12 protein-coding genes are annotated in these 17344 nt (G+C 61.8%); 9 read left to right on the top strand and 3 right to left on the bottom strand.

Features of this window, described 5'->3' with window-relative positions; all coding sequences use genetic code 11:
* Window positions 1-38 precede the first annotated feature (38 nt).
* The 7 genes from IEX53_RS11095 (at window position 39) to IEX53_RS11065 (ending at window position 8470) form a co-directional block, all read left to right on the top strand.
* Window positions 39-485: a cytochrome c-type biogenesis protein gene (locus IEX53_RS11095; protein ID WP_236016144.1), complete on the top strand. Its 447-nt coding sequence runs from the start codon at window positions 39-41 to the stop codon at window positions 483-485.
* 166 nt (window positions 486-651) lie between these two features.
* Window positions 652-2172 carry a DegQ family serine endoprotease gene (locus tag IEX53_RS11090; protein WP_188824222.1) on the top strand — a complete coding sequence of 507 codons (1521 nt, stop codon included), beginning with the start codon at window positions 652-654 and terminating at the stop codon, window positions 2170-2172.
* Window positions 2173-2414: 242 nt separating this feature from the next.
* Window positions 2415-3113 (top strand): response regulator transcription factor, encoded by a 699-nt coding sequence (locus tag IEX53_RS11085; protein WP_188824221.1) that lies wholly within the window; start codon window positions 2415-2417, stop codon window positions 3111-3113.
* Window positions 3110-4567 carry a sensor histidine kinase gene (locus IEX53_RS11080; protein WP_188824263.1) on the top strand — a complete coding sequence of 486 codons (1458 nt, stop codon included), beginning with the start codon at window positions 3110-3112 and terminating at the stop codon, window positions 4565-4567. The genes IEX53_RS11085 and IEX53_RS11080 overlap by 4 nt, the downstream gene beginning before the upstream one ends.
* Before the next feature lie 274 nt (window positions 4568-4841).
* Complete coding sequence (locus IEX53_RS11075; RefSeq protein ID WP_236016135.1) at window positions 4842-7769, top strand: bifunctional [glutamine synthetase] adenylyltransferase/[glutamine synthetase]-adenylyl-L-tyrosine phosphorylase; 2928 nt, start codon at window positions 4842-4844, stop codon at window positions 7767-7769.
* A gap of 45 nt (window positions 7770-7814) precedes the next feature.
* The gene (locus tag IEX53_RS11070) at window positions 7815-8054 is read left to right on the top strand and encodes a type II toxin-antitoxin system Phd/YefM family antitoxin (RefSeq protein WP_188824220.1); all 240 of its coding nucleotides are present in this window, start codon (window positions 7815-7817) and stop codon (window positions 8052-8054) included.
* 2 nt (window positions 8055-8056) lie between these two features.
* A complete protein-coding gene (locus tag IEX53_RS11065; RefSeq protein WP_188824219.1) occupies window positions 8057-8470 on the top strand; it encodes a PIN domain-containing protein in 414 nt (137 codons plus the stop codon).
* 10 nt (window positions 8471-8480) lie between these two features.
* Here IEX53_RS11065 and IEX53_RS11060 read toward each other — a convergent pair whose 3' ends face one another.
* Both IEX53_RS11060 and pepN read right to left on the bottom strand, forming a co-directional pair.
* Window positions 8481-10832, bottom strand: coding sequence for a PAS domain-containing sensor histidine kinase (locus tag IEX53_RS11060; protein WP_188824218.1), 2352 nt, complete (start codon window positions 10830-10832; stop codon window positions 8481-8483).
* Between the two features lie 453 nt (window positions 10833-11285).
* Window positions 11286-13931, bottom strand: a complete 2646-nt coding sequence (gene pepN, locus IEX53_RS11055) for an aminopeptidase N (protein WP_188824217.1) — start codon at window positions 13929-13931, stop codon at window positions 11286-11288.
* Window positions 13932-14074: 143 nt separating this feature from the next.
* Here pepN and IEX53_RS11050 point away from each other — a divergent pair, with 143 nt between their 5' ends.
* Window positions 14075-15043, top strand: coding sequence for a DMT family transporter (locus IEX53_RS11050; RefSeq protein ID WP_373288628.1), 969 nt, complete (start codon window positions 14075-14077; stop codon window positions 15041-15043).
* Between the two features lie 191 nt (window positions 15044-15234).
* Window positions 15235-16092, top strand: coding sequence for a hypothetical protein (locus tag IEX53_RS11045; protein WP_373288627.1), 858 nt, complete (start codon window positions 15235-15237; stop codon window positions 16090-16092).
* A 17-nt stretch (window positions 16093-16109) separates the two neighbouring features.
* On the opposite strand, the gene IEX53_RS11040 is transcribed toward IEX53_RS11045, so the two are convergent.
* Window positions 16110-17285: a linear amide C-N hydrolase gene (locus IEX53_RS11040; RefSeq protein ID WP_236016134.1), complete on the bottom strand. Its 1176-nt coding sequence runs from the start codon at window positions 17283-17285 to the stop codon at window positions 16110-16112.
* Window positions 17286-17344 lie beyond the last annotated feature (59 nt).

Raw genomic sequence — 17344 nt, 5'->3', positions numbered from 1 at the left:
CGCGAAGCGAGCCTCGAAGGGCGAGGGCGCTTGGCGCCATCCTTGCCCTCTCCCTCCTATCCGCCACCGCCGCCCACGCCGTCACCCCCGACGAAATCCTCCCAGACCCCGCATTGGAGAGCCGTGCCCGCGCCATTTCGACGGAACTGCGCTGCATGGTGTGCCAGAACCAGTCCATCGATGATTCCAATGCCGAACTTGCCAAGGATCTGCGCATTCTGGTGCGTGACCGGCTGAAGGCGGGGGATAGTGACGAGCAGGTCCTCGATTTCATCGTCGCGCGCTATGGCGAGTTCGTGCTTTTGAAACCTCGGCTCGAAACCAAGACCATCCTGCTCTGGGGTTTCCCGGTGGTGGTGTTGCTCATCGGCGGCGGGTTTCTCCTTGCCGCGTCACGGCGCAGGCCGACTGCGCAGACCGTTCCGCTTTCGGACGAGGAACGCCGCAAACTGGCCGCGATCCTGGAAGATAAAGACCAGCGATAGTTCTGAATCGCGCAAAACTTTCAGGTCTAACCTTACGAAACTTTCATCTTGCGGAAATTTGCCGGTAAGGTTGCGGTTAGTATCTATGGCGCACAATGCCCATCTAGAGCGTGATGCGGCGCAATGCCCTTCCGTGCCCAGCCTATCCCTGCCCAAGGAGTTTCTGATGTCGAAAGAAAAGTCCCCGTCCGTGTACCGCAAACGCATGTATGCGGTGGCGCTGACCTCGGCGCTCGCCGGTGCCGTCCTGGCGAATGGGCCACTCAGCACCGTGATGCGCGCCTATGCCGATCCCGTCACCGTGACCGCGCCCGCCCAGCCCGGCTTTGCCGATCTGGTGGAAAAGGTCCGCCCGGCGGTGGTCAGCGTTCGCGTCGACAGCGACAAGAAGCCCGATACCAGCGATAGCATACCGGGCTTCTTTTCCGCGCCTGGCTTCGACCAGCTTCCGGACAATCATCCCTTGAAGCGCTTCTTCCGCGAGTTCGGCCCGGACGGCCAGACCAAGCGCCCCGGCAAGCAGCGCCCGCGCCGCGAGCGTCCGGTCGCCCAGGGCTCCGGCTTTTTCATCTCCGATGACGGCTATATCGTCACCAACAACCATGTGGTGGCTGACGGCAATGCCTATTCCGTGGTTCTGCAGGACGGAACCGAACTGCCTGCCAAGCTGGTCGGTACCGATCCGCGCACCGACCTTGCGGTTCTGAAGGTCAACGACCCGAAGCGTAAGTTCACCTATGTGGCGCTCGGCGATGACAAGAATGTGCGCGTCGGCGATTGGGTCGTTGCCGTGGGCAATCCCTTCGGCCTCGGCGGCACCGTGACGGCGGGCATCGTTTCGGCGCTTGGCCGCGATATCAACGCCGGCCCCTATGACGATTTCATCCAGATCGACGCGTCGGTGAACCGCGGCAATTCCGGCGGCCCGACCTTCAACCAGCAGGGCCAGGTGATCGGCATCAACACCGCCATTTTCTCCCCGTCAGGCGGCAGCGTCGGCATTGCCTTCGCCATTCCCGCCGCGACGGCGAAGACGGTGGTCGACCAGATCATCAAGACGGGCCATGTCCAGCGCGGTTGGATCGGCGTCACCATACAGCCGGTGAACAAGGAAATCGCCGAGTCGCTCGGCCTTGCCGAACCGAAGGGCGCGCTCATCGCCGAGCCGCAGGATGGTGGGCCGGCTGCCAAGGCGGGCCTTGAGGCCGGTGATGTGGTCACCGCCGTCAACGGCGAACCGGTGGAGAACTCGAACGATCTTGCCCGCAAGGTTGCCGCCATCGCTCCCGGCAGCAAGGCGGAACTGACCATCTGGCGCAAGAATGCCGCCAAGACCATCAATGTCACCGTTGGAACCATGCCGAAGGAACTGGCGCAGGCCCCCGCCGGCAAGCCTACGATGCCGCAGGATTCGGAATCGCTGGATTCCTACGGCCTCACCGTCGTTCCCTCGGAAGACGGCAAGGGCGTCGTGGTCACGGATGTCGATCCGGACAGCGATGCCGCCGACAAGGGCATCAGCTCCGGCGATGTCATTATCAGCGCAAACAACAAACCGGTGAAGGACGTTAGCGATATCAACGCCGCGATCAGCGAGGCGAAAAAGGCGGGCCGCAAGGCCATCCTGCTTCAGATCATGACGAACGACCAGAGCCGCTTCGTAGCGCTTCCGATCGCCAAGGGCTAGGGCAGAAGGTGCCGGGGGCTTGTTTCCAGTCTTCCGTCCCCGGCATCCATGCAATTGGGCAGCGATCGGAAAGCGCAGGGCAGCGGGCTGCAAGCGGCCCGCTGCCCGTCCAGAATAGTGAGATAGTGAGTAGTGATCAGTGAGATAGTGGAAATTGCTTTCGCTATTTCACGACGTCGCTTCTCCCGGTCTCCTTGTATTACTACCTCACTGTTCACTACTCACTATCTCACTGGGCCCCAATGAAAATCCTCATCATCGAAGACGACCGTGAAGCAGCCCGGTATCTGGAGAAGGCTTTCGCCGAGGCGGGCCATGCCGCCGATATCGCAGGCGATGGCGAGACGGGCTATGCGCTGGCCGAGAGCGGCAAATATGATGTGCTGATCATCGACCGGATGCTGCCGCGCCGCGACGGGCTTGCCGTGATTGCCGGCCTGCGCGCCAAGGGGGACGAGACGCCGGCGTTGATCCTCTCCGCGCTCGGGCAGGTGGATGACCGCGTGACGGGCCTGCGCGCCGGTGGTGACGATTATCTGACCAAGCCCTATGCCTTCTCAGAGCTGCTGGCGCGCGTCGAGGTGCTGCGGCGGCGGTCGAGCCCGCGCGAGGCGGACACGATCTACCGCGTCGGCGATCTGGAGCTCGACCGTCTGGCCCATACGGCGCGGCGGGGAGGGGTCGACATCGTCCTCCAGCCGCGCGAGTTCCGGCTGCTCGAATATCTGATGCGCCATGCGGGCCAGGTGGTGACCCGCACCATGCTGCTCGAAAATGTCTGGGACTATCATTTCGACCCGCAAACCAACGTCATCGACGTCCATATTTCCCGCCTGCGCGGCAAGATCGAGAAGGGCTTCAAGACGCCGCTGCTTCATACCGTGCGCGGCGCGGGCTATGTGCTGAAAGCCGTGTCCGGCTCCGCCGCCGAGGACGCCTGATGGGCCGCGTCGCCGCCCTGATGCGCACGACGGCGGCGCGATTGTCCGCGCTCTATCTCCTGCTTTTCATGCTGGGGGCCATCGCGCTCGTCATCTATATGAGCAATCTCTCGGTCACGCTCCTGACCGGCCAGACCGAGCAGGCGCTGAGCGAGGAGGTCGCCAGCATCGGCGCGGCCTATAACAGGGGCGGCATTTCGGCGCTGGTGCGCACAATCGACCGCCGCGCCCGCCAGCCGGGCGCCTATCTCTATCTCGTCACCGATTCTGTGGGGCAGATCCTCGCCGGCAATGTCGAGAGCCTCGAGCCCGGCGTGCTCGATACGGACGGCATGGTCGAGCGCGCCTTCACCTATCAGCGCTATGGGGACCGAAACGGCAGCAGCGTCCACAAGGCTATCGCCATCGTCATCGCGCTGCCCAACGGCATGCGGGTGCTGGTCGGGCGCGATCTGAGCGAGCCGGAGCGCTTTTTGGGCATCGTGCGCCGCGCGCTCATGCTGGCCCTCGGGCTGATGGGCGTCGGCGCGTTCCTGATCTGGTATTTCGTCGGCCGGCGCGCGCTCATCCGCATCGACCAGCTTTCCTCCGCCTCGCATCGCATCATGGATGGCGACCTGACGGGCCGCCTGCCGGTTTCCGGCTCGGGCGACGAGTTCGACCGCCTCTCTGGAAGCCTCAACGCCATGCTGGGCCGCATCCAGGAACTGAATGACGGGCTGAAGCAGGTTTCCGACAACATAGCCCATGACCTGAAAACGCCGCTGACACGCCTGCGCAACCGGGCCGAGGCGGCACTGGAGCAAGTCCAGGAAAAGTGGGAACCGGTTTTCCGTTCGGACTTGCGAGAAAACAAAAAATCGAGCGGCAGGGACACGAAGGATTATCGGGCTGCGCTGGAGGACATTATCGCCGAGTCCGACCAACTGATCCGCACCTTCAACGCCATCCTGATGATTTCGCGGCTCGAAGCCGGCTATTCCAGCGAGAACATGCAGATCATGCCCGCCGCGCCCATCCTGCGCGATGTGGCCGATCTCTACGAGCCGGTGGCGGAGGATGCGGGCGTTGCGCTGACGCTGGGCGATCTTGATGAGACGCCCCTGCGCATCAACCGCGAACTCGTCGGCCAGACTGTCTCGAACCTCGTCGACAACGCCATCAAATATGCCGCCGGGGAAAACGCGGCAGTGACGCTTTCCATGGAGCGGCAGGAAAAGAGCATTCTGATCGTCGTTGCGGATAACGGTCCCGGCATTCCCGAGGAACAGCACGACCGCGTGACCGAACGCTTCGTCCGCCTCGAGGAAAGCCGCACCCAACCGGGACTGGGACTGGGCTTGAGCCTTGCCAAGGCAGTGATGAAATTGCACGGTGGGAGCCTGAGGCTGGAGGACAACGAGCCGGGATTGCGGGCGGTGCTGGCTTTTCCGGTGCCGGAGAATGGGGGATGAGGTGTTCGTTCGATTCAAGCATTGGAACTGATATGAAATGAAGCCTCGGCGGGACAGCGCCCCCCTCTGTCCTGCCGGACATCTCCCCCGCAAGGGGGGAGATTGCGCTGTCATTTATGACGGTGCTTCATCTGCGATATTTGATAATGCAACGTTGGCGATTGGCGAAAGCGGTGCTCAAAGCTAATCTCCCCCCTTGTGGGGGAGATGCCCGGCAGGGCAGAGGGGGGTGAGTGCCGGAGTGGACTATCAGGTTAGTTTGAGGGACGTTTTTGTGGGACAATCATTCTTCGCGCAAACTCTAAAACCACTCGTTCCCCTCGACGCCGAACGGGCTGCATCCTTCCTCGATGATCTGCGCGACTCCGCGGCTGAGGCCGGCTGCTCCAAGCTCGTCAAACATCTAGGTGATCCCTCATCCGCCGCTTTTCTCTCCGCCGTTCTCGATCTCTCCCCCTTCATTCGCGAAATTCTCCTGCGCCGTCCCGCCATTCTGGAGGCACTAACCGAGACTTCCGCCGAAGCCCGACTTGAACAACTCCTCGCCGAAATATCCGCCTCATGGGGCGAGGACGGCGTCACCGAAACCACGCTCATGGCGTCCTTGCGCCGGTTGAAGCAGGAAGCCCATGTGTTGATCGCGCTGGCGGATCTCGCTGGGCTGTTCGCCACCGCTGAAACCGCCCTCTGGCTGACGCGGCTTGCAGAAACCTCCATCCGCGCCGGCGTCTCCTTCCTCCTGCGCGAAGCGGATAGCGCGGGCAAGATTAAGCTCTCCGACCGCGACAGGCCGGAGGAAGGTTGCGGCTGGATTGTCCTGGGCATGGGCAAGCTCGGCGCGCATGAGCTGAATTACTCGTCTGACATCGACCTGATCGTCTTCATCGATGAAACGTCCAAGGCTATCGGTGACCCGCTCGATTGCGTCGAGACCTTCTCGAGGCTGACGCGGCGGCTCGTCCGTATCCTTCAGGACCGCACGGCGGATGGCTACGTCTTCCGCGTCGATCTGCGTCTGCGGCCCGATCCGGGTTCCACCCCGCTGGCGCTGCCCGTGGAATCGGCGCTGCATTATTACGAAGGGCGTGGCCAGAACTGGGAACGCGCGGCGATGATCAAGGCCCGTCCGGTGGCGGGCGATATCGAGGCGGGGCGCAAGGTTCTGGCGGAACTGGCGCCCTATGTCTGGCGCAAATATCTCGATTATGCCGCGATTGCCGACATCCACTCGATCAAGCGCCAGATCCACGCCCATAAGGGGCTGGGCGACATCGCCGTGCGCGGCCATAACGTCAAGCTGGGCCGGGGCGGCATCCGCGAGATCGAATTCTTCGTCCAGACCCAGCAATTGATCGCGGGCGGGCGGTTTCCGGAATTGCGCGGGAGCCAGACCGTTGCGATGCTGGAAAAGCTCGCCGAACGCGGCTGGATCACGCCGGATGCCCGCGACGCGCTCGGGGTGAAATACACTTTCCTGCGCGATGTCGAGCATCGCATCCAGATGATCGCCGACGAGCAGACCCACGTGCTGCCGGAGGACGAGGAAGGCTTCTCCCGCGTCGCCCGAATGATGGGCTATGCGAGGACGGAGGATTTCTCGAAAGACTTTCTCTCCGCGCTCGGCGTCGTGGAAGGCCATTACGCCGCCTTGTTCGAGCAGGCGCAGGAACTGGGCGGCGAGGGCGGCAATCTGGTCTTTACCGGCGATGTCGACGATCCCGGCACGCTCGAAACCCTCTCCAAGATGGGCTTCGAACGCCCTAGCGACATCTGCCGGGTCATCCGCACCTGGCATTTCGGCCGCTACCGGGCGACTCGCTCGGCGGAAGCGCGCGAGCGGCTGACCGAACTGACCCCGGCGCTGCTCAAAGCCTTCGGCGAGACCAAGCGGGCGGATGAGGCGCTCTTGCGCTTCGATGATTTGCTGAAGGGCCTGCCTGCAGGCATCCAGCTTTTCAGCCTGCTGCAATCGAATCCGCCCTTGCTGGGCCTGCTCGTGCTCATCCTGAGCGCCGCGCCGCGTCTTGCGGACATCATCACCCGCAAGCCGCATGTGTTCGACGGCCTGCTCGACCCCGCGATCTTCGCGGAAATACCGACCCGCGCCTATCTGGAAGAGCGGCTGGAGAGCTTTCTGGGGCAGGGCGGATCATATGAGGAAACGCTCGACCGCCTGCGCATCTTCGCCGCCGAGCATCGTTTCCTCATCGGCGTCCGCCTGCTGACCGGCGCCATCGATGGCCCGCGCGCGGGGAGGGCCTTCTCCGACCTCGCGGATTTGATGATCGGCAAGACACTTGACGCCGTGCTGGAAGAATTCAGCCGCCGCCACGGCAAGATTGCGGGTGGTAAGGTCGGCATTCTCGGCATGGGCAAGCTCGGCAGCCGCGAGCTGACGGCTGGCTCGGACATCGACCTCATCCTGCTCTATGACCATGACGAGGACGCGGAGGAATCTGACGGCGAAAAGCCGCTCGCGCCCTCGCAATATTATATCCGCATGACGCAGCGGCTGATCGCGGCCCTTTCCGCCCCTACGGCGGAAGGCGTGCTCTACGAGGTGGATTTGCGCCTGCGTCCCTCCGGCAACAAGGGCCCCGTCGCCACCCATATCGCCGCCTTCGGCAAATATCAGCGAACGGAAGCATGGACCTGGGAGCACATGGCGCTCACCCGCGCCCGCTCCATCGCCGGTGACGCGGCGTTCCTGAACCGCATCGAACAGGAAATCGACGCCATCCTCTCCCTTCCACGCGACCCGGCGAAGATCGCCAAGGACGTCGCCGAGATGCGCGCGCTGATCGAAGAAGAAAAGCCCCCGCGCGACCTCTGGGACATGAAGCTGAAACCCGGCGGCATCATCGACCTGGAATTCCTCGCGCAATTCGCCGTGCTGACGGGCAATGTCACGGGAAGCGAGCGCTCCACCGCGACCGAAGACGTTCTGCGGCGCCTCTCCCCCTCGCTCGCCGCGCCCGCGGTGGTGGACGACCTCACCGAAGCGCATCGCCTTTACGCGCGCCTTTCCCAGATCATCCGCCTGTGCCTGCCGGGCGAAGTGGAGCGCGACGATCTCCCGCCGGGGTTGGCGGACCTCCTCTGCCGCGCCGCCGCCCTGCCAGATATCAAGGGTGTCGAGGCACAGCTTGAGGAAACGGGAAGGACGGTACGGGGGTATTTCAATAGCTTGACAAGACATTAAAGCGCACCCACTATGACCATATGGTCATTTTTATGAGGGCCGCCCATGAAAACAGTCACTGTCGTTGAAGCCAAGTCACATTTTTCGACCCTGCTGGCGGAAGTGGAGGCGGGGAAGGAAATTGCAGTGACTCGTCGCGGAAAAGTCGTGGCGCGATTGGTCCCGGATCACCCGAGAACTGCAGCCGATGCCTTTCGTGATATCTGGGCTGCAAAGAACGAGATCGATCTGGAAGAACCGGAAGACCTTCCTCCAGAAGATGATATAGAGCCATTGGACGATTAATCGTGGCAGCGCTCTATCTACTGGATACCAATATTCTTATCGCCGCCCTGAACGAACACTCGGGTATTCGCCAGCGTCTGGATAGTCTGCGACTTGAGAACGTGTATCTCTCGGCAATCGTGCTTGGGGAACTTGAATACGGGGCAGAAAAAAGCGCCTACGGTGAGCGTAATCGCGCCCATCTGGCAACTCTGGCCGGGCAATTACCGCTCATCGGCCTCGACGCGGAGGCTTCGCGCCATTATGGGATTCTGCGGACATTCTTGGAACGGAAGGGAACGCCCATCGGCTCCAATGACATGTGGATCGCGGCGCAAGCGTTGGCCATCAAGGCCACGCTAGTTACGAATAATGAACGCGAATTCTCCCGCGTGCCGGGCCTGCCGGTAGAGAATTGGCTTCGCAAAGTGAATTGACCGCCCAGGCTCAAGCCGCCTCCGCCGCGCTCTCCGCCTTCACCGCATCCTCCACCGGAATCCGTATCGACACGATCGTTCCGACCCCCTCGGTGGAACGGATTTTCAGCGTGCCGCCATGGAGGCGCACCAGTGAGCGGGAGATCGCGAGGCCGAGCCCCGAGCCGGCGTGGGACTTGGTGAACTGGTTTTCCACCTGCTCGAAGGGTTGGCCCAGTTTCTTCAGCGCCGCCTTGGGGATGCCGCAGCCCGTATCCTCGATGGCGAGCACCAGGGCCGTGGCGGTCTTGCGGGCGCGCACGGAGATGCGGCCGCCTTCGGTGGAGAACTTCACCGCGTTGGAAAGCAAATTGATCAACACCTGCTTGATCGCGCGGCGGTCGGCCTGGAGAGTCATCGTCTCGGCGATGTTCGTCTGCACCGCGATCTTCTTTTCGTGTGCCTGCAGGGAGATCACCCGCACGGTTTCGCGGATCAGCGGGCAAAGGTCGATTTCGCTGCGGTCGAGCGAGAAATGCCCCGCCTCGATCTTCGACATGTCGAGAATGTCGTTGATGACGTTGAGGAGATAGGTGCCGCTGGTGTGGATGTCGCGCACATATTCCTCGTAGCGGTCGGAGCCGAGCGGGCCGAAAGTGGCCTGGCTCATGATTTCCGAGAAGCCGATGATGGCGTTGAGCGGCGTGCGCAACTCGTGTGACATGTTGGCGAGGAATTCGGACTTGGCGCGATTGGCGCTTTCGGCGCGCTCCTTCTCGACGGCATATTTGCTGGCGAGTTCGGAAAGCTCGCGTACCCGGTCCTTCTCGCCTTTGCGGGCGAGGCTAAGGTCGTGGATGGTCGCCATCAGGCGGCGCTCGCTGTCCACCAGCCGCTCCTGATGCAGCTTCAACTGGGTGATGTCGGTGCCAATAGAGACGAGGCCGCCATCCTGCGTACGCCGCTCGTTGACCTGCAGCCAGCGTCCGTCGGCCAGCTGCCGTTCAAAGGTCTGCGCGCCGCTGCGGTCGTTCTCATTGGCCATCCGCCGCTCGAAGGAGAAGGGCCGCATCAGCGCCTGGATCTCGTTGCGCGTCACGCCCGGCTTCAGCGCCTTGGCGGGAAGCCCTGCATATTCATTGAACTTGCTGTTGGACATGACCAGGCGATTGTTGGCGTCCCATAGCACGAAGGCTTCCGAAATATTCTCGATGGCCTCGCGGATGCGCATGTCTGCTTCCGCCGTGGCCTGCGCGAAACGGTGCTGCTCGCTGACGTCGAAGGCGATGCCGACGAGGTGCATGTCGGTGTCCTCGGCGATTTCGGCGCGCACGCGCATCCACACCCAATAACCGTCCGCATGACGCATGCGGAACACCTTGTCGAGTTGGCGGATATCGCCTGCCGCCGCCTGCGTGGCAATTTCGTAGAGGTCGCCGTCTTCCGGGTTGATGATGGCAGCCACGTCGCCGAAGGAGAGGATGGCGTCATGGGCCTCATAGCCCAGCATTTCATACATGGAGCGCGACCAGTACATGCGCCCGCGCGCCATATCCCAATCCCACAGGCCGCAGCGGCCGCGTGCAAGCGCCAGATTGATGCGCCACTGGATCTGTTCGGAAATATGGTCCGCGTCGCGCGCCCGCGCCGCCTGGCTGAAATAGGCATAGAGGATCGCCATCATCACCCCCGCCGTGCCGGCGAAGAGCGTGATGTTGAGCGACACGATCCGCCGCCATTCGGCATAGATCGAGCTATTCGGCTCCGCCGCCAGAACGGCGAGATTGCCCTGCGCCGTGCGGCCCAGCGAGCCTAGCGCTTCCTCGCCGCCAAGCCTGATATGCATGACCCCGGCGCGCTCGCCGAAGAGGAACAGCGGTTGTGCATCGGAAACCAGGCTCTCGATGTTCTTGCCGCGCGCCCCATCCATGCCGGACGCGCCGAGGATGGAGGCGTTGCCGTCCGCCACGGCGATCCGCACCGATTGCGGAATAAGGCCGCGCGAGCGGAAATCGGCGATGATGTTCTCGATATCCGCCGCCGAAAGCCCCTCGGTGCTCCCGGCCTTGGCGCGGGAGGCGGCCACACGGTCGATGACGGCGGAAATATGCGTGGTGGCGAGCGCCAGCGCGGAGCGCGCGTTGCGCTCGATATCCTCGCGCCACGCCATGAGCGAGAGTACGCGCGCCACGGCAAGGACGATCAGAAACAGGATGATCAGCGTCGGGATGGACCGGCGCAGCCAGGGCTCAAGCCTTACGATCTTCTGATAGGCGGGACCGGCAAGCAGACCCGCATGGCCGGAAAGCCCGGCGCGCGATCTTCTCTTGCCGGAGGCGTAATACCTCCCTGTCGGCGCGTCATACGCGTCCGCATTTGCCATCCCCTGGCCCCTCTAAGCTGGAACTTTCCTTTGAAAGCGATTCGGGACGCCGCACATCCGAACCAAGGCCAATGAATCAAAACCGATTCGGCCTGTCCAGTCTTTTAATAAAATTTTAATCAGAACCGAGGTGATTCGGGTAATATGGTTGTGCTTTTAAGATAATTCTCGTAAAAAGGGAAGTAGGTGTCGGATGTGTTTGTGCCGTTTCGTTACAGCCGGCATTTCTAAATGGAACCGTCGGCGGGACAGCAACCCCCTCTGTCCTGCCGGACATCTCCCCCACAAGGGGGGAGATTGGCTGTGAGGTCCGCTTTCGCCAATCGCAGACGTTGCAGAATAAAGAGTCGCCATTGATGAAGGCCAATCTCCTCCCTTGCGGGGGAGATGCCCGGCAGGGCAGAGGGGGGTGTTCCTGGCGCTCCCGTCTAAACAAGAACCGCGCCCCACGTTTCACCCCAGCGTCCGCTCCACGATATCCCGCACATCGGTAGACAGCTTCTGCGTTCCGGCGATCTGGGCCAGCGCCGCGCGGGCGTGTTCGCGCCGTCCGGGCTCCAGCGAGCGCCATGAGCGCAGCGCTGTCAGGAGCCGCGCGGCGAGCTGCGGGTTCTGCGGGTCGATCCTGAGGATCGTCTGCGCAAAGAAGCGGTAGGCCGCGCCATCGGCCCGGTTGAAGCCGGTCTGGTTGGCACTGGCGAAGGCGCCGATGAGTGCGCGGGTGCGGTTGGGGTTGTCGAGCGAGAAGAGCGGATGGCTCATTAGCGCCTGCACCGTATCGAGCGTCGCCGCTCCGGGCCGCGTCGCCTGAATGCCGAACCATTTGTCCATCACCAGCGGATCGCCGCCGAACCGCTCCTCGAAGGCCGCGAGTGCTTCCCGCGCGCTGTCGCTCTCACCGAAATGATGCACGACTATACCCAGGGCCATCGCCCGGTCGGTCATGTTGTCAGCGGCATGGAACTGCGCCGCCGCCCGTGCCGGATCGCCTTCAGCCACGCTCAAATAATTGAGCAGCGTGTTGCGCAAGGCCCGGCGTCCGGCACCTTCCGCATCGGATGAGAACGGACCCGTATCCGCCAGCTTCTCGTAGAGCGCGGCGAACCGCGCGGCATGGGCTTGCGCAATCGCCTTTACGAGCGTCTCCCGGCTTGCCGATATCGCGTCCGGGTCGATGTCGCTGCCGATCTCCCGGGCGATGTCGCTTTCGCCAGGCAAGCTCAGGCAAAGGGCGCGGAAGGCGGGATCGAGCGTTTCATCAGCCGCAATGCCGCCCATGAGAGTGACGATTTCGCCATTCACGGAAAGCTTCTTGCCGCCGCGCGCCTGCTTGACCCCGGCGATGAGCGCACCGGTCAGAAGCTTGGTCAGCGCCTGCCAGCGTCCGACCGGGTCGCCGTCATGGAGCGCGAGGAAGGTGAGATCCTCATGCGGCAATTCGCTTGTGAGCGTCACCGGGGCGGAAAAGCCCCGCAAGAGCGACGGCACGGGCCGCTCGGATATGCCGGTGAAGCGCACCGTCTCCTTCCGCTGGCGCAGATGGATGACGTTATCGGTCACCTCCATCCCCTCGGCGGAAGCGGGCGCAATCTCCCTGCCGTCAGGCCCGATGAGGCCGAATTCGATGGGAATATGCATCGGCTTCTTGCGGCTCTGGCCGGGCGTGGCTTTCAGCGACTGCTCGAACTCGATGGTGAAACTTTTCGCCGCCGGATCGTAATCATAGCTCACGGAGAGATTCGGCGTGCCCGCCTGCTCATACCAGAGTGCGAACTGGCTCAAGTCCCGCCCCGAGGCGTCGGCGAACGCTTTGAGGAAGTCCTCGATCGTCGCCGCCTCGCCGTCATGGCGCTCGAAATAGAGGTCCATCCCCTTGCGGAAAACGTCCGGCCCCAGGATGGTGCGGATCATGCGAACCACTTCGGAGCCCTTTTCGTAGACCGTCGCCGTGTAGAAATTGTTGATCTCGCGATATTGCCGCGGGCGCACCGGATGGGCGAGGGGGCCCGCATCCTCCGGAAACTGATGCGCCTTCAGCGTCTTCACCTCTGTGATGCGCTTGACGGCGCGGGAGCGCATGTCGGCGGAGAACTCATGGTCGCGGAAGACCGTCAGCCCCTCTTTCAGGCAAAGCTGGAACCAGTCGCGGCAGGTGATGCGGTTGCCGGTCCAGTTGTGGAAATATTCATGCGCGATGACAGCCTCGATGCCGGCATAGTCCGTATCCGTGGCGGTCTCGGCGTCGGCCAGCACATATCTGTCGTTGAAGACGTTGAGGCCCTTGTTCTCCATCGCGCCCATGTTGAAGTCAGACACGGCGACGACGTTGAAGACATCGAGATCATATTCGCGCCCGAACACTTCCTCGTCCCATTGCATTGAACGCTTCAAGGAATCCATCGCGTAATATGCCCGCGATTCCTTGCCGTCCTCGACATAGATGGCGAGATCCACCGCCCGGCCCGAGCGGGTGGTGAAGCGGTCGGTTATGAAGCCGAGATCACCTGCGACCAGCGCGAAGAGATAGGACGGCTTGGGATGCGGGTCGTGCCAGACGGCGAAATGCCTGCCGCCCTCGATATCGCCGCTTTCCACGGGGTTGCCGTTCGAAAGCAATATGGGCGCTTCCGCCTTCGCTGCCTCGACGCGCACCGTATAGACCGAGAGCACGTCCGGCCGGTCGAGATAATAGGTGATGCGCCGAAACCCTTCCGCCTCGCACTGCGTGCAATAGACGCCGCTGGAGCGGTAAAGGCCCATGAGCTGGCGGTTGGTGGTCGGGTTGATTTGCGTGACGATCTCGACGGTGAAGCGCTTCTCCTCAGGCAGCGCGGTGATTTCCAGCCGCTCCGGCGTCGCCTGATAGCCGTTCTCGCCGAGTTTCACCCCGTTGACGCTAAGTGAGACCAGCATCAACTCGTCACCGTCGAGCACCAGCGGCTGGCCCGCCGCCACGCCCTCGCGCCGCTCGATGGTGAGAATGGCGCGGACGACGGTACGCTCCGGGTCAAGTTCGAAGACGAGCGCCGCCTCGGGAATCAGGTAATCCGTCGGGCGGTAATCCTCGAGGCGGAAGGTCTGGCCGGTATCCGTACGCATCGTCATTTCCTTAATTAACGTTCCCTCGCGCCTTCCTATCCCTCTTCACACCGGCACACAACATTCCCGCTGGCATTCCCCATGAATGCGGCCTATGGAGAAACCGAACCTGCCGCGTCATAATTTCCCAAGGGATCACTGCCTTGAACGCTCCTTCGCGCCCGGAGCCTGTCGAAACCCGTGCCGAACCGAACGTCATGGTGGGCATCGGCTTCAAGGTCGCCTCTGTCTGCATTTTCGTCGCCATGTCGAGCCTGCTGAAAGGGGCGGACGGAATACCGGTCGGGCAACTCGTCTTCTTCCGCTCCTTCTTCGCCATCTTTCCCATCGTCGCCTATCTGGCCTTTACCCATCAGCTGAAAGGCGTGTTCCGCACCAATGAGCGCTTCAGCCATGTCTGGCGCGGGCTGGTCGGCGTTTCCTCGATGAGCTTCAGCTTCTTTGCGCTGACCAAGCTGCCGCTGCCCGAGGCCATCGCGCTCAATTACGCCGCGCCGCTCTTCGTCGTCGTGTTCAGCGCCATCCTGCTGCACGAGACGGTGCGCATCTACCGCTGGAGCGCGGTGATGGTCGGCCTTCTCGGCGTCCTGGTCATCCTCTGGCCGCGCATGACGGTGCTGACGAGCGGTGAGATCGGCGCGGACGAGACGATAGGCGCGCTCGCGGCGCTGGCGGGAGCGGGAATGAGCGCCATCGCCATGCTGCTGGTGCGCCGCCTCGTCCAGACGGAGCGCACACCCACAATCGTCATCTATTTCTCGCTGACCTCCACCATCATGGCGCTGTTCAGCCTGCCTTTCGGCTGGGTGATGCCGACCCCCGCCCAGGCGGCGATGCTGATCGGCGCGGGATTTGCGGGCGGCGTCGCGCAGATATTTCTGACCCAGTGCTACCGCTATGCGGAAATGTCCACCATCGCGCCCTTCGAATACACCTCAATGCTGCTCGGCCTCGCCATCGGCTATCTCATCTTTGGGGAGGTCCCGACGATGCAGATGATTGTCGGCAGCACCATCGTCATTGGCGCGGGCATTTTCATCATCTACCGCGAGCACCGGCTCGTTGTGGCGGAGCGTAACAAGAGAGCGCAGGCGGCGGGAAGAATATCGTAGCTTTTGGCTCAGAGTAATATTTTGGGTATACTACAGTATAAATCTTCGAGACGATGTATTTAATAGTGGAAATCGGAATTACGTTTGTGTTTGAAGTTTATTTCGCTTCCCTCTGCGCGTAACCATGGGTTCGTGGCTTTGTTTTGCAGCATCTCTCCATGATGCAGCGCAACACTTGTTAAGGGGGGGCTATGGTCGGACATGGATCGCACAGCGGCAAAAAAGGCATTCTTCGCGCCGCCCGGCGCAGCATCCTATTGCTGACTTTTATTCTGGCCTCGCCAGTGATGCCGGCCGGGGCGGCGGATGTCTTCGAGCCTGCCCCGCCGGAAATCCAGGACCAGGAGCGCTGGCGCATCCTCTTCAGCCCCTATGTATGGGGCGTTTCCCTGCACGGCAAGGCGGGCCTGTTCGGGCTCGACACGGGCGTCGATGTACCTTTCCGCGAAATATACGATCATCTCGACGCGGCCTTCATGGGCAATATCGACGCCACCAACGGCACGGTCGGCTTCTATATCGACGGGCAATATGTCAAGGTGAGCAAGGACGAGAACCTCCTCGGCAATGAGGTCAACGTCGACATCACCTCCACCACCCTTTCGGGCGGCGTCTATTACCGCATGCATGAGGCGGCTCTCGACGGCGCGACCTTGTTCGGCGATCCGCGGGTCTTCGCACTCGAGCCGACTGTCGGCGTGCGCTGGACGCGGCTCAAGGCGGAGCTGGACGCCGGGCCGCTCTTGAACGAGACGCGCAAGGTCGAATGGACCGATCCATTCGTCGGCGCGCGCATTTTCTACGATTTGACCGACCGCTGGAATATTTTCGCGGAAGCCGATATCGGCGGTTTCGGAGCGGGAACGAAGCTCAGCGCCAACGGGCAGATCTATCTCGGCTACCGCACCCTGCTAGTCGACTTGCCCATCAATTGGCGCGTCGGCTATCGGGCTCTCTATCAGGATTACAGGGAAGAGACCCAGGCGGGCGAGTTCAAATATGATGTGACAGAGCACGGGCCCGTCGTCGGTTTCTCCGTGCAATATTAGCAGAAACGTGACCGATCCTATTTGCCGGCGGCATCCATTACCGCGCTCGTGCCGTCCGGCTTGTCGATGAAAGCGGCCAGCGGAATTACAGCCGGCTTCTTCGTGGTCCTGAGTTTTCCCAGCTCGAACATCGTATAATTCAGTGCCGTATAATCTCGAACGAAGAAGCGCAGCCGCTCGAGGTCGGCCAATCGTGTCCAGGTCGTATATTCCGACTCTCCGGTGATGCCCAGCCCTTTGTCGAGCGTGTCTCCTTCGCCGCCGGATTTGTTGATGGATATGCCGATCGGACGGTCGAAATTGTTCATCACATGCGCAAGCGTCCTGACTGCCTGATCGGGCGTTTTGGCCTTCTGCGTATAGGTGGAATAAAAGGCGGCGCGGACAAATCTGCCGACCGACGTGTCGGAAGCGGGGAGCCCGGCGGTGGATATGCCCGAATCCGGCTGCTTCACCTTGAATCCCCCAAACGAACCCGAGGATTTATCGATGTTGGAAAGATGGGTATAATTGTTGAGGTTCGTAAGATGCCATGAGAATTGCGGCCCGTTGGTCATTACGCCGACGGGATTCTCGTAAACCGTCTCCTTGCCCTTGTTGAACTCGATGACGATGGATGCTCCGGTCCGGTCATAGACGATGAAGTGGAACGGGCCTTCCGCACCGCCCAGGGCGCGAATCGGAGCCAGCATGGCCGGTTGCCTGGCAAGCGCTTGCCTGACATCGGCTGCGCTGGCGAATTGCCCCAGCGTCCAGGTTCCGAGATCGACTGCGGCAAGGATGGCGCGGGTTTTCTCTATCTGTTTCTGTGGGCCGTTCACATTGGGATATGCCAAAAGCGCGAAGGATAGCCCAGCCTCGTTGATGCCATCGATCAGCTTGAGGTCGTTCAAGGCAATCTTTGCCTTGCCGCCAGGCGAGACATCCGGAAATGCAATGCCAAAAATGGCGTAACGGGATTGATAGTTGAGGGACGGATGCCCGCTCACCTCGTCCGACTTGAATTTCTGTCCCGCCGGAAAATAGACCAGTTGATATGGAAGGGCGGCAGCCAGTTCCAAGGTGCGTCCAAGATAAAGCCTGTTGGCTGCGTCGAAGTAACGTAGCGTCGTGCAGGCCAATGCCGGCGCGGCGAGCGCCATGACAGCAACGCATCCGCTCATAAGAGCGCAGACTGTTTTCCGCATGGGCATTCAGGCATCTCCACAAAGCAGAATAATTTAATAGCAGTATAAAAATGAAAATATTAAAA

The organism is Paramesorhizobium endophyticum (genome assembly GCF_014640615.1).
In the GTDB taxonomy this organism is placed as follows: domain Bacteria; phylum Pseudomonadota; class Alphaproteobacteria; order Rhizobiales; family Rhizobiaceae; genus Paramesorhizobium; species Paramesorhizobium endophyticum.
The sequence above is the reverse complement of the archived record's forward strand: the minus strand, read 5'-3'. Positions and strand labels throughout refer to the sequence as shown.